Source organism: Caulobacter sp. GW821-FHT11E11 (genome assembly GCF_058808315.1).
This window is the reverse complement of the sequence record NZ_JBXARO010000002.1, coordinates 167,737-188,302: the sequence shown is the minus strand read 5'-3', so window position 1 is coordinate 188,302 and position 20,566 is coordinate 167,737. Positions and strand designations below refer to the sequence as shown.

At 67.0% G+C, this 20,566-nt stretch carries 20 protein-coding genes, 1 tRNA gene and 1 pseudogene; 11 read left to right on the top strand and 11 right to left on the bottom strand.

All coding sequences use genetic code 11. The features are described from left to right. Window positions 1-24 precede the first annotated feature (24 nt). Both AC1RR5_RS04935 and AC1RR5_RS04930 read right to left on the bottom strand, forming a co-directional pair. On the bottom strand, window positions 25-528 hold the full coding sequence (locus AC1RR5_RS04935; protein WP_492919985.1) for a DUF805 domain-containing protein: 504 nt from the start codon (window positions 526-528) through the stop codon (window positions 25-27). 40 nt (window positions 529-568) lie between these two features. After that, window positions 569-2,563: an acetyl-CoA carboxylase biotin carboxylase subunit gene (locus AC1RR5_RS04930; protein ID WP_492919984.1), complete on the bottom strand. Its 1,995-nt coding sequence runs from the start codon at window positions 2,561-2,563 to the stop codon at window positions 569-571. Between the two features lie 21 nt (window positions 2,564-2,584). On the opposite strand from AC1RR5_RS04930, the pseudogene AC1RR5_RS04925 reads away from it, so the two are divergent. Next, a pseudogene (locus AC1RR5_RS04925) lies at window positions 2,585-6,497 on the top strand (LamG-like jellyroll fold domain-containing protein). Further along, the gene (locus AC1RR5_RS04920) at window positions 6,494-6,997 is read left to right on the top strand and encodes a GlcG/HbpS family heme-binding protein (protein WP_492919983.1); all 504 of its coding nucleotides are present in this window, start codon (window positions 6,494-6,496) and stop codon (window positions 6,995-6,997) included. Before AC1RR5_RS04925 ends, AC1RR5_RS04920 begins: the two are co-directional and overlap by 4 nt. 2 nt (window positions 6,998-6,999) lie before the next feature. On the opposite strand, the gene AC1RR5_RS04915 is transcribed toward AC1RR5_RS04920, so the two are convergent. Beyond that, window positions 7,000-7,578: a type 1 glutamine amidotransferase family protein gene (locus tag AC1RR5_RS04915; protein WP_492919982.1), complete on the bottom strand. Its 579-nt coding sequence runs from the start codon at window positions 7,576-7,578 to the stop codon at window positions 7,000-7,002. A gap of 53 nt (window positions 7,579-7,631) precedes the next feature. Here AC1RR5_RS04915 and msrB point away from each other — a divergent pair, with 53 nt between their 5' ends. The 3 genes from msrB to AC1RR5_RS04900 all read left to right on the top strand — a co-directional run bounded on the left by msrB (window position 7,632) and on the right by AC1RR5_RS04900 (window position 9,471). Beyond that, window positions 7,632-8,114, top strand: coding sequence for a peptide-methionine (R)-S-oxide reductase MsrB (gene msrB / locus AC1RR5_RS04910; RefSeq protein WP_492919981.1), 483 nt, complete (start codon window positions 7,632-7,634; stop codon window positions 8,112-8,114). A 127-nt stretch (window positions 8,115-8,241) separates the two neighbouring features. Beyond that, window positions 8,242-8,850 (top strand): alpha/beta hydrolase, encoded by a 609-nt coding sequence (locus tag AC1RR5_RS04905; RefSeq protein WP_492920566.1) that lies wholly within the window; start codon window positions 8,242-8,244, stop codon window positions 8,848-8,850. 120 nt (window positions 8,851-8,970) lie between these two features. Beyond that, window positions 8,971-9,471 (top strand): hypothetical protein, encoded by a 501-nt coding sequence (locus AC1RR5_RS04900; RefSeq protein WP_492919980.1) that lies wholly within the window; start codon window positions 8,971-8,973, stop codon window positions 9,469-9,471. A gap of 227 nt (window positions 9,472-9,698) precedes the next feature. On the opposite strand, the gene AC1RR5_RS04895 is transcribed toward AC1RR5_RS04900, so the two are convergent. The 7 genes from AC1RR5_RS04895 to AC1RR5_RS04865 form a co-directional block, all read right to left on the bottom strand. Then, window positions 9,699-9,783, bottom strand: a tRNA-Leu gene (locus AC1RR5_RS04895). Window positions 9,784-9,848: 65 nt separating this feature from the next. Then, the gene (locus AC1RR5_RS04890; protein WP_492812280.1) at window positions 9,849-10,373 is read right to left on the bottom strand and encodes a MarR family winged helix-turn-helix transcriptional regulator; all 525 of its coding nucleotides are present in this window, start codon (window positions 10,371-10,373) and stop codon (window positions 9,849-9,851) included. Between the two features lie 240 nt (window positions 10,374-10,613). Then, window positions 10,614-11,396: a hypothetical protein gene (locus AC1RR5_RS04885; protein ID WP_492919979.1), complete on the bottom strand. Its 783-nt coding sequence runs from the start codon at window positions 11,394-11,396 to the stop codon at window positions 10,614-10,616. Window positions 11,397-11,486: 90 nt separating this feature from the next. After that, window positions 11,487-11,729 (bottom strand): hypothetical protein, encoded by a 243-nt coding sequence (locus AC1RR5_RS04880; protein ID WP_492920564.1) that lies wholly within the window; start codon window positions 11,727-11,729, stop codon window positions 11,487-11,489. 26 nt (window positions 11,730-11,755) lie between these two features. Next, window positions 11,756-12,004, bottom strand: a complete 249-nt coding sequence (locus AC1RR5_RS04875) for a DUF3297 family protein (RefSeq protein ID WP_492919978.1) — start codon at window positions 12,002-12,004, stop codon at window positions 11,756-11,758. A gap of 110 nt (window positions 12,005-12,114) precedes the next feature. Then, entirely contained in the window at window positions 12,115-12,582 is a 468-nt protein-coding gene (locus AC1RR5_RS04870; RefSeq protein ID WP_492919977.1) for an EF-hand domain-containing protein, read from the bottom strand. A gap of 11 nt (window positions 12,583-12,593) precedes the next feature. Continuing rightward, window positions 12,594-13,379: a DUF4198 domain-containing protein gene (locus tag AC1RR5_RS04865; RefSeq protein ID WP_492919976.1), complete on the bottom strand. Its 786-nt coding sequence runs from the start codon at window positions 13,377-13,379 to the stop codon at window positions 12,594-12,596. A gap of 159 nt (window positions 13,380-13,538) precedes the next feature. Between AC1RR5_RS04865 and AC1RR5_RS04860 the strand changes: the two genes are divergently transcribed. The 6 genes from AC1RR5_RS04860 to AC1RR5_RS04835 all read left to right on the top strand — a co-directional run bounded on the left by AC1RR5_RS04860 (window position 13,539) and on the right by AC1RR5_RS04835 (window position 20,076). Beyond that, entirely contained in the window at window positions 13,539-15,764 is a 2,226-nt protein-coding gene (locus AC1RR5_RS04860; RefSeq protein ID WP_492919975.1) for a TonB-dependent hemoglobin/transferrin/lactoferrin family receptor, read from the top strand. 112 nt (window positions 15,765-15,876) lie between these two features. After that, entirely contained in the window at window positions 15,877-16,485 is a 609-nt protein-coding gene (locus AC1RR5_RS04855) for a YqaA family protein (RefSeq protein ID WP_492919974.1), read from the top strand. Then, on the top strand, window positions 16,482-17,099 hold the full coding sequence (locus AC1RR5_RS04850) for a disulfide bond formation protein B (protein ID WP_492919973.1): 618 nt from the start codon (window positions 16,482-16,484) through the stop codon (window positions 17,097-17,099). The genes AC1RR5_RS04855 and AC1RR5_RS04850 overlap by 4 nt, the downstream gene beginning before the upstream one ends. After that, window positions 17,100-17,660, top strand: a complete 561-nt coding sequence (locus tag AC1RR5_RS04845) for a demethoxyubiquinone hydroxylase family protein (protein WP_492919972.1) — start codon at window positions 17,100-17,102, stop codon at window positions 17,658-17,660. It abuts the gene before it with no gap. Between the two features lie 69 nt (window positions 17,661-17,729). Next, complete coding sequence (locus tag AC1RR5_RS04840; RefSeq protein WP_492919971.1) at window positions 17,730-19,472, top strand: M1 family metallopeptidase; 1,743 nt, start codon at window positions 17,730-17,732, stop codon at window positions 19,470-19,472. An 82-nt stretch (window positions 19,473-19,554) separates the two neighbouring features. Then, a complete protein-coding gene (locus AC1RR5_RS04835; protein ID WP_492919970.1) occupies window positions 19,555-20,076 on the top strand; it encodes a VanZ family protein in 522 nt (173 codons plus the stop codon). On the opposite strand, the gene AC1RR5_RS04830 is transcribed toward AC1RR5_RS04835, so the two are convergent. Then, window positions 20,077-20,361: a hypothetical protein gene (locus AC1RR5_RS04830; protein ID WP_492919969.1), complete on the bottom strand. Its 285-nt coding sequence runs from the start codon at window positions 20,359-20,361 to the stop codon at window positions 20,077-20,079. Between the last annotated feature and the right edge of the window lie 205 nt (window positions 20,362-20,566).

Sequence of the window (20,566 nt, the reverse complement as noted above, 5' to 3'; positions counted from 1 at the left end):
TCAGCTCCGACTCGTGTCGGCAATCTAGGCCTTCGGCGGCTCGCTCGAAAGAGTGGGTTCTGATGGCGCTTCAGCCCCCAGCACCAGTGGGTTCTTGTGCGCGCCGTATCCCGACGGCGAGGGACCGTAGCGGTTCTCGCGCTTCTGTCCCGGCAGGATCGCGTAGTCGACCAGCACATACAGGACCAGCGCCACGACGATCAGGGACGCCCACCCGGGGCGGCCTGGCCCGATCGCGAAGAACCATAAGACGGACCGAACGATCAGGATCGCCAGCGAGAAGGCCGCCGGCCGCCCCCGGTCATGGCCCCGCTTCACCATCAGGCCTGCCGAGCCGAACAGAAACAGCCCGTACCAGATCACCAGCAGGCCTATCCTGATCGGGTCAGGCGTCCAGGCAAAGCCGAGACTCCCGAAGAACCAGATCATATTCAAGGCGACGCCGAACGCCCAGAACTCGGCGCGGCCGATCCGGCCTTTCCAGGAGAAGTAGACGTCGAGGACGCCGTTGAGCGTGAGCCGGTTCATGCCTTGGCATGACTCAACCGAAGATATCGCGCAAGAACTCTTACGCGAACTCCACCAGCACCTCGTCGGCCGCGACCGGATCGCCGCCCTTGGCGTTGACGGCCTTGACCACGCCGTCGCGCTCGGCGCGGATGATGTTCTGCATCTTCATCGCCTCGAGCACGCAGACGACCTCGCCCTCGCGGACCTGCTGGCCGGTGGTGACGTCCATCGAGACCACCAGGCCCGGCATCGGCGACAGCACCAGCTTGGAGGTGTCGGCGGCCTGCTTCTCGGGCAGCTTGTCGTGCAGTTCGGCGTTGCGCGGGGTCAGCACCAGCACCCGGGCCTTGGTCGCGCGGTGGCGGATGTCGAAGCCCTCGGCGGCCGGGGCGGCTTGGACCGTGAAGGCCTTGCCATCCAGGGTCGCCTTGAACACCGGCTTGCCCGGACGCCAGTCGATGTCGGTCAGGACCAGGGTGCGGCCCTTGTCCAGCATCTCGACGGCGATGTCGCCCTCCCCGCTGACCTTCACGGCGCGCTTGGTATGGCCGACGGCCACGATCCAGTCCGCGCGCGGCGGACCGGCCAGGCCCGAGGCGTATGAGCGAGCGCGGGCCGCATAGACCCGCTGCATGGCCGCGCCAACGGCGGTCAGGATGTCGAGCTGCTCAGGCGTCGGCTCGGTCCCGTGGAAGCCCTCCGGGAACTCGTCCTTGATGTAGTTGGTCGAGATCTTGCCCGACCGGTAGCGCTCCTGGTCCATCACCGCGGCCAGGAACGGGATGTTCTGACCCAGGCCCTCGATGTGGAAGTCCTCCAGCGCCCGGCCCATGCCGTCGATCGCCGCCAGACGGGTCGGGGCCCAGGTGCACAGCTTCGAGATCATCGGGTCGTAGTACATCGAGATCTCGTCGCCCTCACGGACGCCAGCGTCGTTGCGGACCTTGTAGCCGTCCTTCTCGCCTTCCGCCGGCGGGTCGTAGCGGACCAGGCGACCGATCGACGGCAGGAACTTGCGATAGGGATCCTCGGCGTAGATGCGGCTTTCGATGGCCCAGCCGTTGATCTTTAGGTCCGACTGGCCGAACGCCATCTTCTCCCCGTAGGCCGAGCGGATCATCTGCTCGACCAGGTCCAGGCCCGTGATCAGCTCGGTGACCGGGTGCTCGACCTGCAGGCGGGTGTTCATCTCCAGGAAGAAGAAGCTCTTGTCCTGGCCGGCGACGAACTCGACCGTGCCGGCGCTGTCGTAGTTGACGGCCTTGGCCAGGGCGACGGCCTGGGCGCCCATGGCGGCGCGGGTGGCCTCGTCCAGCAGCGGTGACGGAGCCTCCTCGATGACCTTCTGGTTGCGGCGCTGGATCGAGCACTCGCGCTCGAACAGGTGGACGACATTGCCGTGCTTGTCGCCCAGCACCTGGATCTCGATGTGGCGCGGGCTCTCGATGAACTTCTCGATGAAGATCCGATCGTCGCCGAAGCTGGCCTTGGCCTCGGCGCGCACGGCCGGGAAGCCCTCCTCGACGTCCTTGCGGTTCCAGGCGACGCGGATGCCCTTGCCGCCGCCGCCGGCCGACGCCTTGATCATCACCGGATAGCCGATCTGCTCGGAGATCGTCACGGCCTCAGCGGTGTCGGCAATCTCGCCGATGTGGCCGGGCACGCAGGATACGCCGGCGGCCTGCGCGAACTTCTTGCTCTCGATCTTGTCGCCCATGGCGCTGATGGCGCCGGGGTTGGGGCCGATGAACACGACACCCTCGTCGGCGCAGCGTTGGGCGAAGCCCGCGTTCTCGGACAGGAAACCAAAGCCCGGATGCACCGCTTCCGCGCCCGTCTGCTTGCAGGCGGCGATGATCTTGTCGGCGACGAGGTAGCTCTGGGCGGCCGGCGAAGCGCCGATATGCACCGTCTCGTCGGCCATCTCGACGGCCAGGCTGCCGGCGTCGGCGTCCGAATAAACCACCACTGTTTTGATGCCCAGACGGCGGCACGTCTTGATCACGCGGACAGCGATCTCGCCCCGGTTGGCGATCAGGATCTTCGAGAACATGGCAACTTCCGCCCGTATCTTTTGTGCTTTGCAGCACGGCCTATCAGGCCCTCCCGGGTTTGCAAGCATGCCCTTACGGCGCTACACCTTGGCCCAGGCATGACACCGGTTACCGAGAGTATGGTTCCGCGATGTCCGCCATCGGGAGGAGACGGTCCACATGAAGGCGATTTTCCTGGGCTCGGCGTGCGCGCTGATCCTGGCCAACGCGGCCATGGCTCATGCATCTGAGCCCGCTTTGCTGTTCAAGGTGTCGGGCGACAGGGGCCTGGTCGCCGATGTCGCCACCGGCGACCCCATCCCCAATTTCGCCGACAAGGTCACGCCGATCGACGGCAAGGCCGGCCAGGGCTTCCATGCCGAGGACGACGGCGTCGTCTCGTGGAACGCGCCCGGCAACATCCAGGCCCAGCGAGGGACCCTCTCCTTCTTCTGGCGCTCGGGCTATCCGGTCGGCGTCGCGCCGTTCGTAATCTTCCGCGTCGGCTATGCGGACCACTCGAGCTGGGACATGGCGTTCCTGCGCATCGACTGGAATGGCCACGGCTTCGACGCCTTCGTCACCGACAACGGCCTGGCCCGCACCCGCGTGTCGTTCAAGGTCGACAAGAACCCCGCCGCCGACGCCTGGACCCACCTGGCCTTCACTTGGGACGAGACCACCGGCGTCCAGCTCTATGTCGACGGCAAGCTGGCGGCCAAGAAGGAGACCAAAGCGGTCTATGACGCCGGTCTCGACCAGTTCGGCGTCGCCGGCCGCGTGATCGCCCCGCACCAGGTGCAGAGCCGCTACAACTTCACCCGCGGCGGCGACCTGGACGAGCTGCGCGTCTACGACCGCCCGCTGGCCGCCGACGCCATCGCCGCCCTGGCCCGCAACGAGGCTCCGGCGGCGCAGGCGCCCGTTCCCACCCTGGCCGATCCGGCCGTCCACGCCGCCTGGAAGCAGCGCTACGGCTGGAACGCGAACCTGCCGCCGCTCCTCACCGACGCCAAGACGACGATCCGCAAGGTCGAGTTCGCCGACGCCAAGGACATCAAGCAATGGATGTGGCGCGCCAACGACGGCATCCAGGAGACCACTTGGCCCGGCGTCTACAACCGCTCGCGCCTGCCCGGTCGTGACGACTACTTCCAGCTCCCGGACTGGAACGTCTATGTCGACGGCGGCAAGGCCCTGACCCTGGCGCTGCCCGACGAGCCGATCAACCGCATCGAGATCCAGGGCCCGGCCTATGGCGACCTCTCTTGGGCGGCCAAGACCGGTGACAAGGGCGCCAGTGTCGGCGTCCGCGCCAAGGACCAAGCCCGCACGGTAAACACCCTGGCCCAGCCGCTGACGGGCGGCGTCCTGACCTTCACCAACCTGGCGCAGGAGACCCCGATCCAGGAGATCTGGGCCTACAACGTCTCGGCAGGGGCCGAGCCGAAAGACGCCTTCAAGATGACCTACACGGTCCGCGCCGACGTGGCGCCGGACTATCTGAACCTGGCCGATCTCAACGCCTACATCGCCGGCCGTCACCCGGCAGGCGAGCGCGCCACGGTCGTGGCCGTTCCGGACGCCGCCCCGACCCGCCCGCGTCCGGCCGGCGACCTGACCGCGCCCGGCCTGCCGATCGTGCACGTGCTGATCCCGTCCGGCTTCGGCGACGCCCCGGCCGCCAAGCCGCTGGCCCGCAACTGGGCCTATGGCTGGGAGAATGCTCGCGACGGCCTGGACGGCGTGGCGATCGACATTCCTTCTCTGCCTGGCGCCGCTGGCGCCACAATTCCCCTGAACATCCAGGTGAAGGACCCGATCTGGCCGGGCCGCAACATGATCGACGTCAGCGTCTCGGTGAAGGCCGGCGAGGCCCGCACCGTCTGGCTCGACATGCGCGACCGCATCCTGACCGCCGACAGCCTGTACCTGACCATCGCCGCCGACAGCGCCGACTTCGGCCCCAAGGCCCTGGATGGCGCCAAGATCCGCCTCGTCCTCAAAGACCGCGACAAGGCCAAGGCCGAGCACATCCAGGACCGCCTGAACCAGGTGAAGGACAACTGGGCCTTCCTGGTCGAGGAGCACACCACCTCCAAGCGCCAGGGCCTGTATCGTCGCCTGTACGCCGACATCACCGACCTGCTGAAGGTCGATCCCGACAACCAGATCGGCCGCGAGTACTGGGGCGACATCACCTATGGCAGCCAGGGCTGGCCGGCCTTCGATCAGCCCAAGCCGACCGATGGCACGCCGCTGTGGGCCTTCCGCCAGACCGAAGACCTCAAGCAGGTCAGCAAGTTCATCGACTGGTGGATCGACGAGCGTCAGGCCGACTTCGGCGACTTCGGCGGCGGCCTGTCGGACGACAGCGACCTTCTGCAGCAGTGGCCGGGCGTGGCGCTGATGGGCGTCCAGCCCGACAAGATCACCCACTCGCTGAACCGCATGACCGACGCGGTCTACAAGAACGGCATGTTCACAGACGGTCTCTCGACCATCGTGACCGACGAGCTGCACGCCTATGAAGAGGGCATCAACTCCAACTCCGAGGCGATGTACGTCAACTACGGCGACCCGCTGGCCGTCGAGCGCCTGTTCACGACCGTGAAGGCCCTGCCCCGGGTGATCGACAAGAACCCGGCCGGCCACGTCCACTTCAACACCAACTGGTACAGCGGCAAGATCTCGTACCGCGAAGGCCCGTGGGAGTGGCAGAAGCCGTATTCGTTCGGCGTGGTCCACCCGTCGATCCTGATCAGCGACTACAACGGCGACCAGACCGCCCGCGACACCGTCATCGGCCTGGCCGACGGCTACCTGGCCCACGTCAGTCAGAAGGACGGCTCGTATCCCAACGAGATCAACTGGCGCACCGACGCCGAGCGCGGCGGCACGGTGCTGCAGGGCTCGGGCGCGGACGGTCCGTTCCAGGTGTTCTGGGCCGCCTATCGCCTGACCGGCGACGCCAAGTACCTGGCGCCGATCAAGTGGCGCATCGGCAAGGCCAGCATCCGCTCGCTGGGCAGCATCAACGACAACGCCCTGACCGAGCTGAAGCTGGGCGAGGCCAACAAGGATCTGATCGTCGCCTCGGCCAAGAAGGGCGGCGCGTTGGAGCGCTACAGCGCCTGGACCCTGACCGGCGACAAGAGCTTCCTTGAGGATCTCTACGCCGACGAGATCCAGTTCAACGCCCAGCACATGTACATGCACACCGAGGGCCACTGGTGGTCCGACCGTGTGGAGCTGCCGTCCGACATCCTGCAACGCACGCGTCTGGGCGGTATCGCCAACAAGCGTAGCCAGATGATCCCGGGCCACGTGGTGTCGTGGCGCTTCGACAATGCCGACGGCACGGACGTGGCGCTGCTGGTCAAGGACGCGTCCAAGAACAGCTTCAAGGTCATCGCCTACAACACCACCGACAAGGCGGTGACGGCGACCATGACCGGCTGGAACGTCGCGCCCGGCCAGTGGAGCTTGGCCGAAGGCCTCGACGCCAACGGTGACGACGCCATCGACGGCGCCGCCCAGACCCGCTCGGTCGCCTTCGAGCGCAGCCTGGGGACCAAGGTCACCTTGGCCCCGCGCCAGACCACGGTGATCGACATGAAGCTGGTCACGGCCGGCGACGATCCGGCCAAGCGCGCCGACCTCGGCATCGGCCGCGGCGACGTGGTGGTGAAGGGCTCGAGCATCACCGCCAAGGTCCACAGCCTGGGCGCCCAGGACGCGGCGGCCGCAAAGCTCGAACTGGTTGATCAAGCCGGCAAGGTGCTGGCCACCGTGCCGACCCCGGCCCTGAAGGCCCCGCGCGATCTGTTGCCGAAGGTCGCTACGGTGAAGCTGAAGATCCCCGCCGGCGTAAAGGCGCAAGGCCTGCGGGTCCGCATCGTCTCTGCCCAACCGCAAAACACCGCTCTGAACGACGAGGTCGTGCTGCCATGAAGAAGACGTTCGCCCTGATCGCCGCCGGCCTGACCCTGGCCGGCGGTTCGGCTCTCGCCCAGACCGCCCCCGCGCCCGCGCCGACTCCCGTGCCGGCGCCGGCCTATTCGGCCCGCGTGATCTCTCTGGCCGAGGCCAAGACCGTCGTCGCGGCCGCCGAGGCCGAGGCGCGCAAGAACGGCTGGAGCATGGTCATCGTGATCCTTGAGTCGAACGGCGCCCAGGTCCTGGCCGAGAAGATGGACGGCGCGCAGTACGGCTCGAACGGCGTGGCGCTGAAGAAGGCCCAGACCTCGGCCAACTTCCGCCGCCCGTCCTCCTACTTCCAGGAGCAGGTGAAGTCGGGGACGCTGAACCCGATCTTCAGCGGCGCGACGGCGGTCGAGGGCGGCGAGCTGATCCTGTCCGAAGGCAAGATCGTCGGCTCGATCGGCGTCTCGGGCGGCTCGGCCGTCCAGGACGGCGTGGTCGCCCGGGCCGGCGCGGCCGCGCTCAAATAGCTCTACGCCTCAGTGTGCTCGCGGGCGAACATCGCCAGATAACCCGCGATCATCTCTTCCTGCTCGGGCGCGATCAGGCGGGCGACGGCGGCGGCGAAGGTCACGGGCGCCAGGCCCGAGGCGCTGACCAGCTTGCCGTCGCTCACCGCCTTGGCGCTGTCGACGTAGCCATCGGCGCCGGCATAGCCAGGGACCTGCTCGGCCAGCCATTCGGCGCCGTTCGAGGTGTGCTTGCGGCCGTCGAACAGGCCCGCATGGGCCAGGGCCGTGGTGCCGGCGCAGATGCCCGCCACCGGCTTGCCGTCGGCGAAGGCCTGGCGGATCAGCGCCGAGATCGCCGGGTTCTCACCCTTGGCCCATTCGTCGCTGCCGATCAGGATGTAGACGTCCGCGTCGCTCAGCACCGGGTCGTCGAAGCGATAGTCCGCCGCCGCCAGCACGCCGCCGATCGAGGTCTCCGGATCGCCGGTCGGGGTGGCGACCTCGATCTGCACCTTCAGATATTCGCGCAGCAGGGCCAGCACGGCGCCGGCCTCCCAATCGGCCCAACCCGGCTGCAGGAATGCGACGGCGATGGTCATGGGAAGCTCCTAGGTCCTACCGGTTCAGCGTTCGAACGCTTACATTGTCGTTCATGACAGACGCAGCCACCCTTTCAACCGCCGGTTTCGACCTAACGCCGCCCACGGAGCCGGAACGCGAACGCCTGGAGGCCGACCTGACGGCCGAAGAGGCCCGAGTCCTCCTTCACCACGGCACCGAGGCCCCGTTCTGCGGCGGACTGCTGGGCGAGAAGAACCCCGGCGTCTACGCCTGCCGCCTGTGCGGCCTGCCGCTGTTCCGGCACGAGACCAAGTTCGAGAGCGGCACCGGCTGGCCCAGCTTCTATGCGCCGTTCGCTGAGGACCACGTGGTCGGCGTGCGCGACACCGCCTACGGCATGGTCCGCATCGAGACCCGCTGCGCCCGCTGCGACAGCCACCAGGGCCACGTCTTCCCGGACGGCCCGGCCCCAACGAAGCTGCGCTACTGCATCAACTCGGTGTCGCTGCAGTTCGTGAAGGCGGGCGAGTCCCTGCCTGATCCGCTGCATCGCGGCGACAAGATCGCGGCTTAGTTCCCGCCTGAAACAACGGTCTCGCCCCAGCTTTTCTGAATTCCTATCCAATGGATATGAATTGAGCCGAGGGGCGGACCGGGCCTATCTGCGGATCGACGGCCCAGCCTTCGAGTTTCGCATGATGATGCCCGCCACCTCCGCTTTCGAACCCGCCCAGCCCTATCGCGGCGACCGCGAGGACCCGCCGATCCTGATCGTGCCGGGCCTGTACAATTCCGGCCCCGACCACTGGCAAAGCCACTGGGAGCGCGAGCTGCCCGGCGCCGAGCGCGTCGACCAGCAGGACTGGGAGCGCCCGCTGCTGGGCGACTGGATGATCAGCCTGGCCGAGGCCGTCCGTCAGCGGCCGGGCGCGATCCTGGTGGCTCACAGCCTGGGCTGCGCCCTGGTCTCGCACTTCGCCCAGGTCACCGGCGGACGCGGCGTCGGCGGCGCCATGCTGGTCGCCCCGGCCGACGTCAATCGCGAGGGTCCCGCCGGCCGCCTGCTGGTCGGCTTCTCACCCATCCCTCGCCAACGCCTGCCCTTCCCCAGCCTGGTCGTCGCCAGCCGCAATGACCCCTATGTCGAACTCGAACGCGCCGAAGCGTTTGCGCGGGGGTGGGGTTCGGAATTCGTGGACCTGGGGCGTGCTGGGCACATCAATGTGGAGAGCGGCCACGGCGCCTGGATGAAGGGGCGTAGCCTGCTGCGGGGGTTGATCCAGCGGGTTGAGGCCGCCGAGCGGCTCTGATTCATAGAAGGAAAAGTTGGTGCGGGCAGATAGGGTCGCCTTGCGATCTCTTGCCCCCTTCCAAGTCCCTAGGCGTGGCCTCTGGAATCCCCCAGGATTGGCGACCACGTGGGAGGCGGCATGGCTTACGGTTTCGATGTGTTGGCGATCCTCGGAGCGACCACAGGTACGCTCGGACTCGGGCTTAGCGTGAAGAACTTCCTCCGAGACGGGGCGCGGGTCGAGGTATCCCTTGTCTGGGATTTGGAGCGATACGGCACGACAATGGTTTCAGCCCCCATGGGTATCGTCACTGTCGTAAACACCGGCAGGCGGGCCACCTTCGTGAGCCACGCGCATATCACCGCCGGCGTCGCCCTCTACCTCATCTCTAGCAGCATCGACGGAAAGACCCTCACAGAGGGCGCGGAACCGTACCGGCTCTCGGTCACCCAGGAGAAAGCCGAGGAGGACCTAGGGGCGCAATGGTGGCGAGCGCGGGCCGGGATCGAAGACATCCGAGGTCGCCGCTACTTCTCCCCCTGGCCCACCAAGCGGCCGTCATTCGCGACCGCCGACCCGCCGCCCCTGGCATTGCCCGTGGCCCGCTTCCTGAACTTCCTTCGTCGCCTCCGGCCGTAGACGAAGAAAGCTGGCACCCCAAGCACCCATGCTGGGCCTCGGCCCGACCAGGCCGGCGTGTTTTCGTTGCCAACTTGGCTAACATTGCGAGAACCGTTGTGCGCTCGAAGTTCCGCTAGAACCGGAAGAACCGTTGAAAATCAACAACAGCGGAGAAGCTTCGTAAAGCGCACAATCCCAGGCGGCTTACGCCGCCGGGACCGAGCTAAGCATTTGAAAAGAAGATATGGTGCGGGCGGTCGGGGTCGAACCGACACTCCTTTCGGAACCGGATTTTGAGTCCGGCGCGTCTACCAGTTTCACCACGCCCGCATGCTTCGCGTCACCGCGAAGGGCCGCCTTCCTAGCAGGGGCCGAACACGAATTCCAGCCCGTGCTTAGTCTTCCATGCCATGAGGCGGAGAGACCGTCTCGCCGCCGGTCAGCTGGATGGCGGCGGTCTCCAGGTGGTCCAGCAGGCGCTTGAACATCGCCACCTCGCTGGGGGCCAGGCCGGCGAGCAAAGTCGCCTCATAGGCCAGGGCCAGGGGGGCGATCTCGGCGAACAGGCGGCGGCCGGCGGCGGTCAGTTCCAGGGTGTGCGAGCGCCGGTCCGAGCGGACCGTGGTGCGCGCCACCAGACGGCGGACGACCAGTTCCTGGGCGGCGCGGCTGACCCGGACCTTGTCCATGGCCGTGCGGCTGACGGCGGTGTGCTGGGTCAGGGAGCCCTCGGCCAGCACCGACATCAGCCGCCATTGCGGGATGGTCAGGCCGAAGCGGTCCTCGTAGGCCCGGGCGATCAGGCGGCTGACCGCCGCCGAGGCCGTGGCCAGGCGATAGGGTACGTAGTCGACGAGGCTCACGCCAGGTTCGGGCGCTTCGGACGCGCCAGGGGTAATCGGAGAGACCGTCGCGGTCATGCCCTTCCTTTCGTCCTCCCAGGCGGCGCGGCCGCCTTATGGAGGAGCGGCCTTCGCCAGTCCGTTTCACGTCAGCGGCTCGTAACGTCGAGCCGCGCGCATAAGCTTGATGTGGCCGTCCCTCGCTGCGGGCTCAACGCCCCGACGAGTTCACTTGCACGAACAGGCACTTTCGCACGCCGCTTGGGCAGCGAATAGACATCTCGCCTTCCTGAATGGCGTTCTTGTACGTCCGGGCGGTCAATCGCGCTCCGACAGGCGCGTCTTCAGCCGGGGCAGCGGCTTGGTCTCGGTCAGGACCTTCTGGCAGTCCTCGATCTCGCGCAGGCAGTTGGGACGGTTCCAGAAGTCCGAGAACTCGGCCACGGCCAGGCGCAGCAGCTGCATGAATTCCTTGTGGTCCAGGACCTTGGGGGCCTCGTCCTTGTGGTCGTCGTGATGGCCGTGGTCGTCGTGCGGCTTGTCGGGCTTGGGCGCGTTGGCGATGACGACGGTCTGAGGCGCGACGATGGTGACGTTGCGGGTCAGCAGGCCGATGGCCGCCACGCCGTGGTCCTTCGAATCGCCGTGGCCGTGCGAATCATGGCCGTGGGCGTCGTGTCCCTTGCCGTGGCCATGGTCCCCATGGCCGTGCTTGTCGCCCTTGCCGTGGTCGTCCTTCTTCTTGTCCTCGGGCGGATCGCCCTTCATGGCCTTGCCCAGGTGCTCGAAGGCCTTGGCGCACGGACCGCCGAAGGCCAGCACCGGACCGATGCGCAGCTTCACTTCGTCGATCAGGTCCTGGGTCTTGACGATCAGTTCGCCGGAATGGGCGCTGCTGGCGGCCACGCACTTGGCCTTCACGGCCTCGTGGATGATCTTGGCGACGTCGGTCTGCTTCTCGCCCTTGTCGCCCCGCCCGGTCAGGCGGCCGGCGAAGAAGGCCAGGCCCGCGATGGCCAGGCCGGCCAGGATCAGCAGGAAGACCAGCGTCGGATCGAAGACCGGCACCGGCGTCTCGATCGGAAATTCTGACTGGTACACGGCGATCCCCCTCGACCCCACAGGACGCGCCGACGACAGGGCGCGCCATATGGTTAACGCAACAGCGTTATCGATGCACGGCCAAGGTGCTCAGGAGGGGCGATAAATAGTGCTGGAGACGCGTTCGCCCGCGTCATAGCGCGACGGGCCGCCAAAGACGGTCACCTCGCAGAGGATGTCGCCACCCTCCTCCGAGGCCCAGATATAGCTGCGTTCGACCTCGACATAACGGCCCGCGGGCGAGATGCCTTCGAAGGTGTCGCCCCAGGGCACGATCCCGCGCAGGTCCTGCCAGCGCAGGGTCACGGCGCGCGAAAGCTCGTCGCGCGCCATCGCCTCGAGGTCAGCGTCGGCCACCCTTAGCCTTCGGCGTCGTCGCGGAAATAGGCTTCGACCTCGCCCTGCAGCTTGATCGTCATCGGGTTGCCCTTGCGGTCCATGGTCTTGCCGGCCGCGACCCGCACCCACTTCTCGCTGATGCAGTACTCTTCGACATTGGTCTTCTCGACGCCCTTGAAACGGATGCCGATGCCGCGTTCCAGCAGGTCCGCATTGTAGTGCGGGCTGTCGGGATTGACGGAGAGGCGGTCGGGAGGCGTGTCGCTCATGGTCTTCAAGCTTTCGGTCTGGGCCGCGGGCCCGTGTATTAGCGGGCGGTCATAGCCACGAAACGCTCAAAAGTCCAAGTTGGGCGACACGCCGCCCTCCCCCACCCAGCTTAGTCCTGCTGGTCTTCCTTCACCGGGTCGGCCGCCGAGACCGTCCCGTCGTTGTTGGTGTCGTGGTGGTTGAACATCCGCCAGCCCGAATAGTCGAACTCCGCGCGGGTGATGGCGCCGCTCTTGTCGCTGTCGAGAACGCCGAAGCGGACGTCGGCCTGGCGCACCTGGCGCTCACGCTCTTCCTGCTTCTTCTCGGGGGTGCGGTCCGAGGCGGCCAGCTTCTTCTCGAGGCGCGCCTTGAACTCGCCGACATATTCGGCCTGCGACAGCGAGCCGTTCTTGTCGGCGTCGGTGGCGGCGAACTGCTGGGCGCGCGTGGCAGCGAACTCGTCCTTGGAGACGACGCCGTCATTGTTCTGGTCCTGCTCCTTGATGAAGGTGTCGCGAGCGTGCGAGGCGGCGTGAGCCGAACCGGCGGCCAGCGAGGCCGCGATCGCGGCGGCGAGGATGATGCGGGTCTTCATGGAATGTCGTCCTAGCGGAGGGATTCGAAGGTCAGGGCGTAGGTGAAGCTCTGACCGGGCTGGCCGGCGGCGGCCGGGGCCACGCGGTGACGGGTCTGGATCTGGTAGACGCCCGACTTGTCGACCTTGACGGCGAAGCGGCCCTTGGCGTCGCTGGTCACGGTCTTGGCGGCGGCCTTGGTGTCGGCGTAGCGGTCGTCGGCGCCCTGCACGGCGATCGCCTGGTTGGCCAGCGGCTTGCCGTCGAACAGCACTTCGAACACGGCGTCCTGGCCGGTGATGATCTTGCTGGGATGGGTGACGGCCTTGAACTCCAGGCCCTTGCCGATCGGCGCCAGGGCGGTGTCGTTCGGCGCGCCGCGCGTCACATAGACCTCGGCCATGGTCATGCTCTGCATGTCGATGGCGTCGGCCGGGGCCTTCTCGCCCTCGAAGAACTTCCATTCGCCGTTGACCAGCGCCGCCTTGGCGGTGCGGCCGCCGCGCTGGCCGGTGGTGATGCGATAGGTGCCGGGCTTGTCGACCGTGGCTTCGACCAGGGCCAGCTCGCGCAGGTAGGTCGGGGTCAGCGGCGTGCGCACGCCATCCGGACCGACCACGGCATAGGCGTCGGACTTCATCACGACTTCGGGCGTGAAGAAGCTCTCAGTGAACGAGCCCTGCACGGTGACGATCTTGCGGTCGGACGCGTCGAACACGGTGGGCAGCAGATAGGGCGAGTGGGCCTGGGCGGCCGGAGCAGCCAGAGCCAGCAGGAGCGCGCCGCCCAGCAGGCCAGCGCGGAGAGAACGGATCATCGGGAACACCCCAGGCGCCGCTCCAGTCGCGGCGACCTCGGAGTATTGCGATTAGTTCTAAGAATCAATTGCAAATAGCTTGACCAGAAACCTTACGAGCCTTAGGGCCATCGCCATAAGATGCGATTAACTCGCATAAGCATCATCGAGGGGATATCGATGTCTCGCCTGAAGTTGGCCGCCTTCGCGGCCGCCTCCGCCACCGTCCTGCTGACTGCCACTGCCTACGCCGCCGACGCCAATCCGGCCGCTGACTCGGCCGAGGTCGACAAGCTCACCGTCACCGCCACCCGCTCGGAAAAGACCGTCTCGCAGGCCCCGGTGACCGTCAGCGTCATCTCGTCGGAAGAGATCGAGGACGGCCTGGTCCGCGACATCAAGGACCTTGTCCGCGAAGAGCCGGGCGTGTCGGTGCGCAACGCCCCCGCCCGCTTCACCGCCGCCGGCGCCTCGACGGGCCGAGACGGCAATGCCGGCTTCAACATCCGCGGCCTGGAAGGCAACCGCGTCCTGATCGTCGTCGACGGCGTGCGCGTGCCCGACGGCTTCGCCTTCGGCGCCCAGTCGACCGGTCGCGGCGACTATGTCGACCTGGATATCCTGAAGTCGGTCGAGATCGTACGTGGTCCCGCCTCGGCCCTGTACGGCGCCGACGGCCTGGCCGGCTCGGTCACCTTCATCACCAAGGACCCGTCCGACATTCTGAAGGACGGCAAGACCTTCGCCATCCGCGCCCGCGTCGGCTACGCCTCGGCCGACGAAAGCTGGACCGAGAGCCTGGTGCTGGCCGGCAAGTCCGACCGCTGGGAAGCCCTGGTCGCCTACACCCGCCGCGACGGCGAGGGCCAGGAGACGGCCGGCACGAACAATTCGGCCAACACCGACCGCACCACCGCCAACCCCGAGGACAACCAGTCCAACTCGGTGCTGGGCAAGCTGGTCTACAGCCCTGACGATCGGAATCGCTTCCGCCTGACCGTCGACCACATGGATCGCGACGTCGACTGGAACGTGCTGTCGGCCATCGCCAAGCCGCCGCTGGCCGCGACCAGCGTCATCGGCCTGACCGCGTTCGACCGCGTCAAGCGCGACCGCGTCGCCCTGGACCACCGCTTCGACAACGGCCAGGGCCTGATCAACGCCGCCCGCACCTCGCTGTACTGGCAGAAGAGCACGACCCGCCAGTTCTCGGCCGAGGATCGCTCGACCGCCGCCGACCGCACTCGTGACGCCACCTTCGACAACCGCGTGCTGGGCGCGGCTGTTGAGCTGCACAGCGTGTTCGACCAGGGCGCGTTCAAGCATGAAGTCGTCTGGGGTGGCGACGCCTCGATCACCCGCCAGCAGGGCACCCGCGACGGCACGGTGCCGCCGGCCGGCGAGACCTTCCCCGCCAAGGCCTTCCCGACCACGGACTTCACCCTGGCCGGCCTGTACGTGCAGGACGAGATCACCGCCGGTCCGGTGACGATCTACCCGGCCGTGCGCCTGGACTACTACAAGCTGGACCCGAAGTCGGATCCGCTGTTCACCATCGCCTCGTCGGGCCAGAGCGACACGCACATCTCGCCCAAGCTGGGCCTGGTCTGGGACGCCACCGACCTGGTGACCCTGTTCGCCAACGCGGCCGCCGGCTTCAAGGCCCCCTCCCCGTCGCAGGTCAACACGGGCTTCGCCAACCCGATCTCGAACTATCGCTCGATCTCGAACCCGGACCTGAAGCCCGAGACCAGCAAGACCCTGGAAGCCGGCTTCCGCCTGCACCGCAACGGCTGGCGCGTGGCCGTCACCGGCTTCACCGGCGAGTATGACGACTTCATCGAGCAGGTGCAGGTCAGCGGGACCTTCACCCCGACCAATCCGGCCGTCTACCAGTACATCAACCTGTCGGGCGTGAAGATCAGCGGCGCCGAGGCCAAGGCCTCGTTCGACCTGGGCGCCGGCTTCACCGCTCGCGCGACCGCCTCGTATGCTCGCGGCGCCTCGCGCACCAACGGCGTCAGCACCCCGCTGACCTCGATCGACCCGGTCAAGCTGACGGGCGGCGTCGCCTATCGCGCGTCCTCGGGCAAGTTTGGCGGCGACCTCAGCGTCATCCACTCGGACCGCAAGTCGGCCGGCCGCGCCGGCGTGTCGTGCACCGGGGCCGTCCCCGGCAGCTCGCCGCTCAACTGTTTCACCCCGCCCTCGTTCACCGTCGGCGACCTGACGGCCTGGTGGGCGGTCACGCAGAACGTCACCCTGCGCGGCGGCGTCTTCAACCTGACCGACGAGAAGTACTGGTGGTGGGCCGACGCCCGCGGCCTCGCCGACAACTCGACCGTCAAGGACGGCTACAGCCAGCCCGGCCGTAACTACAGCGTTTCCCTTGCGCTGAAGTTCTAGGCTGCTGGATCGGCGCGCGTGGGCCGGGAAGCCGCGCGCGCCGACATCCTTCTTGCGGACAAGCGCCGCCGGCCCTGCTAGCTACGGCGCATCACGTTTCTTCGGAGTCCGCATGTTGCGCCGTATGTACGACTGGGTCATGGGCCTGGCCGCTTCCAAACACGCTTCGAAGAGCCTCTTCGCCGTCTCGTTCGCGGAAAGCTCGTTCTTCCCGATCCCACCGGACGTGATGCTGGCGCCGATGTGCCTGGCTAAGCCGGAAAAAGCCTGGAACTACGCCCTGATCTGCACGATCGCCTCGGTGCTGGGCGGCTGCCTGGGCTACGCGATCGGCTTCTTCTTCACCGCCGCGGCCCAGCAGCTGCTGGCCATGCTGGGAAAGCCCCACGCCCTGGCCGACGCCGAGTGCTGGTACCGCCAGTGGGGCTCGTGGGTGATCATCGCCAAGGGCTTCACCCCGATCCCGTTCAAGTTGGTGACCATCACCTCGGGCCTGCTGCACTTCAGCTTCCCGATCTTCGTGGCCGCCTGCACCGTGACCCGCGCCGGTCGCTTCTTCCTCGTGGCCTTCATCATCAAGAAGTTCGGCCCGACCCTGCTGCCGATCGTCGAGCGTCGCCTGGCCCTGTTCGCCGGTCTTTTCATCGCCCTCATTGTCATCGGCCTCACGGCTAGCCATTTCCTGGGCGGGGGCGGACATGGTGGAGCTTGCGCCGCATGACGAACGAAGAGCCTAAGATCCCGACCGACAACGGGACGCCAACCGCTACGCCCGTGCGCGGACCCGCGCCGGCGGTGGAAACCACGACGCCGACCTTCATCGCCACGGTCTATGACCTGGTCACGCGCCACTGGTCGCTGATCGCTTTCCTGTCCAGCGCCCTGATGCTGGCCATCGCCCATTCGTTCGAGACCTTCGGCCACCTCGCGCCCTGCCACCTGTGCCTGAAGGCGCGGGAGGTCTACTGGGTCGCCGGGACGGTCGGCCTGATCGGCGCCGTCCTGCAGCGCACGCCGCTGTGGGCGCGCTTGCGCCAGCCGGTGAACCTGCTGCTGGGCGCGATCTTCCTGTACGGCGCGGGCCTGGCGGTGTTCCACGCCGGCGTCGAGTGGAAGTGGTGGCCGGGCCCGACCACCTGCACCGGCAGCGGCGCGGCCAGCGCGGCCAACCTCTCGGCCATGCTGAACGGCACGATGAAGGTCAAGCCGCCGATGTGCGACAAGGCCGCCTGGGTCTTCCTGGGCCTGTCGATGGCCGGCTGGAATGCCCTGGCCTCGCTGAAGCTGGCCGTCTGGTCGGCCCTGGCGGGCCTGCGCAAGGCGGAGACGCTCTAGATGACCCGTCCGGTCCCGCAGCGCCCCGGCCAAGGCGCCCTGGCCTCGCGCCTGGCCGAGATCCTGCGCGTCGACCAGGCCGGCGAGCTGGCGGCCGTGCACATCTATCGCGGTCAGGCGGCGGTCATGCGCAATGCGCCGGGCCGCGAGCGCATCGCCGAACAGCTGAAGGAAATGGAGGGCCACGAACAGGTCCACCTCTCGCGCTTCAACGAGCTGCTGACCGAGCGCAATGTGCGCCCGACCCTGATGTCGCCGGTCTGGCGCGCGGCCGCCTTCGCGCTCGGCGCGGGCACAGCCCTGCTGGGCGACAAGGCCGCCCACGCCTGCACCGAGGCGGTCGAGAACGTCATCGAGCAGCACTATGCCGGCCAGATCGAGGAGCTGAAGGACCGCGATCCGGCCCTGGCCGCCGAGCTGACCCAGTTCCGCGACGACGAGCTGGCCCACCGCGACCTGGCCATCGAGGAAGGCGCTCACGAGGCCGCTGCCTATCCGCTGCTCACCGCCGTGATCCAGGCGGGTTGCCGCGCGGCCATCAAGATCAGCGAGAAGATCTGAAGCTTGGCGTTTGGGCCCCACGGGCCTACCGATGCCCCAACACGTCATTCGCGTTGGGGAGTCGCCCACTTGTCCTTCCGTAACCTCGCCGCCTGCGCGGCGTCGCTGCTCGCGCTATCCACGGCCCACGCCGCCGAGTCGCTCAAGACCAGCGAACTGTCGCTCGAGACCGGCGGCGCCATGCCCGTCGAGCAGCAGGCCCTGGCCTTCGACCACGCCGACCTGAAGTTCAAGATCCTGCCCGACAAGAAGGCGATCGAGGGCGAAGCCACCCTGACCTTCACGGCCAAGTCGGCACTTAAGACCCTGGTCCTCGACTTCGACCGCGTGTTCACGATCAGCAAGCTGACCGTGGACGGCAAGGCCGCGACCTGGACCAATCCCGAAGGCCGGATGACCATCAAGCTCCCCAAGGCCGTGGCCAAGGGCAAGTCGGTCACGGTGGTCGTCGCCTACGCCGGCGTGCCGCTGGAGGCCAAGCGCGCCCCGTGGGACGGCGGCTTCGTCTGGAGCAAGACCGAGAGCGGCGAGCCCTGGATCGCCACCGCCGTGCAAGGCGACGGCTGCGACATCTTCTGGCCCTGTATCGACTATCCGACCGGCGAGCCCAAGCTCGTGGACCTGCACATCAGCGTCCCCGCCCCGCTGGTCGCCCCGGCCAACGGCGTCTTCAAGGGCATGACCGAGAAGGACGGCTGGCGGACCTACAACTGGCAGGCCAAGAACCCCAACACCTACGCCATCGCCCTGGACGTCGGTCCCTATGAGGAACTGTCGGGCACCTACAAGAGCCGCTTCGGCGACACCGTGCCGATGGCGTTCTGGTACCTGAAAGGCAATGCCGAGAAGGCCAAGGGCCTGTTCGCCGAGTTCACGCCGATGCTGGACTTCTACGAGCAGATGATCGGCCCCTACCCGTTCCGTGACGAGAAGATGGGCGTGGTCGAGACCCCGCACCTGGGCATGGAGCACCAGACGATCAACGCCTACGGCAACAAGTACAAGAAAGAGATCTACGGCTTCGACTGGCTGCTGCAGCACGAGTTCGCGCACGAGTGGTTCGGCAACCAGCTGACCAACACCGACAACGACGACATGTGGCTGCACGAGGGCTATGGCAGCTACATGCAGCCGCTGATGTCGCAATGGCTGCACGGCGACATGGAATACATGACGCGCCTGAACAAGATGCGCGTCGACACCAAGAACCGGTTCCCGATCGTCTCGGGCAAGGCGCTGAAGGAAGACGACGTCTATAACGGCGACCGCGGTCCCGGGAACGACATCTACTTCAAGGCCGCCAACATGCTGCACACGCTGCGGCAACTGCTGGGCGACGAGCAGTTCTTCCAGATCACCCGCATCGCCGTCTACGGCACGCCCGATCCCAAGCCGGGCAACTTCACGCCGCGCTATCTGGGCACCAAGGACTACATCAAGATCGTCAACCAGGTGACCGGTAAGGACTACGGCTGGTTCTTCGACGTCTATCTGTACGAGGCCCAGCTGCCCGACCTGATCCAGACCCGCGAGGGTGGCGACTTGGTGCTGAAATGGAAGGCCCCCAAGGACAAGCCCTTCCCTCTGCCTGTCGAGGTCAAGGTCGGCGACAAGCTGGTCACCGTCCCGATGGCCGACGGAACGGGCCGCGTGGCCGTGGGTGACACCGTGCCAGTGATCGTCGACCCCGCCTCGAAGGTCCTGCGCCGCCAGGTCTATCTGGAAGAGTATCAGGCCTGGGCCAAGGTTCAGGAAGACGCCGCCAAGGCCGAAGCCGAGGCCAAGAAAAAGGCGGAAGCCGAGAAGAAGTAGGGTCTCGCTAACCCTGCCCATTTACCGAATGGCGCGACCTTCGCTGCTAGGACCTTGCGTGTCCTTCCGGAGGTCGCGTTCCATGTTCAAGCCCGTCCATTTCGTCACCGCCGCCCGCGTCACGCTGGTGGTCGGCTCCCTGGCGGTGGCCGTGCTGACCCTGGGTCCGTTCCAGGGCGCCGAGCGCTACTTCGGCCTCAATGACAAGGCCGCCCACGCGATCGCGTTTGGCGGCCTGCTGGCGGTCTCGTTCCTGGCGTTTCCGCGCATGCGCCGCAACGACCTGATGATCGCGGCCCTGGTGCTGGGCGCGGGCGTCGAGGTCGCGCAGGTCATCGCCCATCGCGACGGCAACATCCCAGACTGGCTGGCAGACGCCGCCGGTATCCTGACCATCTACGGCGCCAGCATGATCGAGACGGTTCGCAAGATGGCCCGCGAGCAAGGCGACCTGACCTTTGACGAGATCGCCGCCTTGGACCGTCGACAGTCGCGCCGCCGTCCGGTCGTGGCCTTCGAGCCGGCTGTTATCGAGCCGGTGGCCGAGACGGGCGTCGTGCTCAGCTTCGCCAAGCGCGCCGCCCGCCGGTTTCCCGCGCGCTAGTTAGGTGATGCGCTTGACGCTGACCGGGTCGCTGCCCGGGAAGCTTTCTTCCAGCCCCTCGTCCAGCAGCGCCTCCTGACGGCTTTCGGACTGGGCGACCTTGCCGGCCAGCTGGTCATGCTTTTCGCCATCGGCCAGCGGACGCTTGGCCTCGCGCGCATGCGGCGCGTCGATATGGCGATCTTCCGGACGGACAGTACCTTCCGAAGCCATGTCAGCGGTGGACGCGGCGGTGCCGTGGGTGAAATGGCGCTTGTCGCCGTCTTCGGTGGTGTTGCGGTTCATGGGTAGACCTCCCGTGGCTTTTGCCTCGGATGTAAAAACCCATTGGTCGAGGTTCGGGTTGCATTGTTCAGCCCTCGACACTTTCCGTGTTGCGGCGCTGAAACATTTTTCGCCGGTGCCCGGAACCTTCGCTGTAAGCCAGCATTTATAGCTCAGCTCGGGTGGTCTGATCCCCTTCCGCCCCACAGCTACGGCCCGGGACGCC

Excerpts from the sequence above, each read along its gene's own strand:
- AC1RR5_RS04935 (WP_492919985.1), bottom strand. The coding sequence starts at position 528 with ATGAACCGGCTCACGCTCAACGGCGTCCTCGACGTCTACTTCTCCTGG.
- AC1RR5_RS04930 (WP_492919984.1), bottom strand. The coding sequence starts at position 2,563 with ATGTTCTCGAAGATCCTGATCGCCAACCGGGGCGAGATCGCTGTCCGC.
- AC1RR5_RS04920 (WP_492919983.1), top strand. The coding sequence starts at position 6,494 with ATGAAGAAGACGTTCGCCCTGATCGCCGCCGGCCTGACCCTGGCCGGC.
- AC1RR5_RS04915 (WP_492919982.1), bottom strand. The coding sequence starts at position 7,578 with ATGACCATCGCCGTCGCATTCCTGCAGCCGGGTTGGGCCGATTGGGAG.
- msrB (WP_492919981.1), top strand. The coding sequence starts at position 7,632 with ATGACAGACGCAGCCACCCTTTCAACCGCCGGTTTCGACCTAACGCCG.
- AC1RR5_RS04905 (WP_492920566.1), top strand. The coding sequence starts at position 8,242 with ATGCCCGCCACCTCCGCTTTCGAACCCGCCCAGCCCTATCGCGGCGAC.
- AC1RR5_RS04900 (WP_492919980.1), top strand. The coding sequence starts at position 8,971 with ATGGCTTACGGTTTCGATGTGTTGGCGATCCTCGGAGCGACCACAGGT.
- AC1RR5_RS04890 (WP_492812280.1), bottom strand. The coding sequence starts at position 10,373 with ATGACCGCGACGGTCTCTCCGATTACCCCTGGCGCGTCCGAAGCGCCC.
- AC1RR5_RS04880 (WP_492920564.1), bottom strand. The coding sequence starts at position 11,729 with ATGGCGCGCGACGAGCTTTCGCGCGCCGTGACCCTGCGCTGGCAGGAC.
- AC1RR5_RS04875 (WP_492919978.1), bottom strand. The coding sequence starts at position 12,004 with ATGAGCGACACGCCTCCCGACCGCCTCTCCGTCAATCCCGACAGCCCG.
- AC1RR5_RS04870 (WP_492919977.1), bottom strand. The coding sequence starts at position 12,582 with ATGAAGACCCGCATCATCCTCGCCGCCGCGATCGCGGCCTCGCTGGCC.
- AC1RR5_RS04865 (WP_492919976.1), bottom strand. The coding sequence starts at position 13,379 with ATGATCCGTTCTCTCCGCGCTGGCCTGCTGGGCGGCGCGCTCCTGCTG.
- AC1RR5_RS04860 (WP_492919975.1), top strand. The coding sequence starts at position 13,539 with ATGTCTCGCCTGAAGTTGGCCGCCTTCGCGGCCGCCTCCGCCACCGTC.
- AC1RR5_RS04855 (WP_492919974.1), top strand. The coding sequence starts at position 15,877 with ATGTTGCGCCGTATGTACGACTGGGTCATGGGCCTGGCCGCTTCCAAA.
- AC1RR5_RS04850 (WP_492919973.1), top strand. The coding sequence starts at position 16,482 with ATGACGAACGAAGAGCCTAAGATCCCGACCGACAACGGGACGCCAACC.
- AC1RR5_RS04845 (WP_492919972.1), top strand. The coding sequence starts at position 17,100 with ATGACCCGTCCGGTCCCGCAGCGCCCCGGCCAAGGCGCCCTGGCCTCG.
- AC1RR5_RS04835 (WP_492919970.1), top strand. The coding sequence starts at position 19,555 with ATGTTCAAGCCCGTCCATTTCGTCACCGCCGCCCGCGTCACGCTGGTG.
- AC1RR5_RS04830 (WP_492919969.1), bottom strand. The coding sequence starts at position 20,361 with ATGAACCGCAACACCACCGAAGACGGCGACAAGCGCCATTTCACCCAC.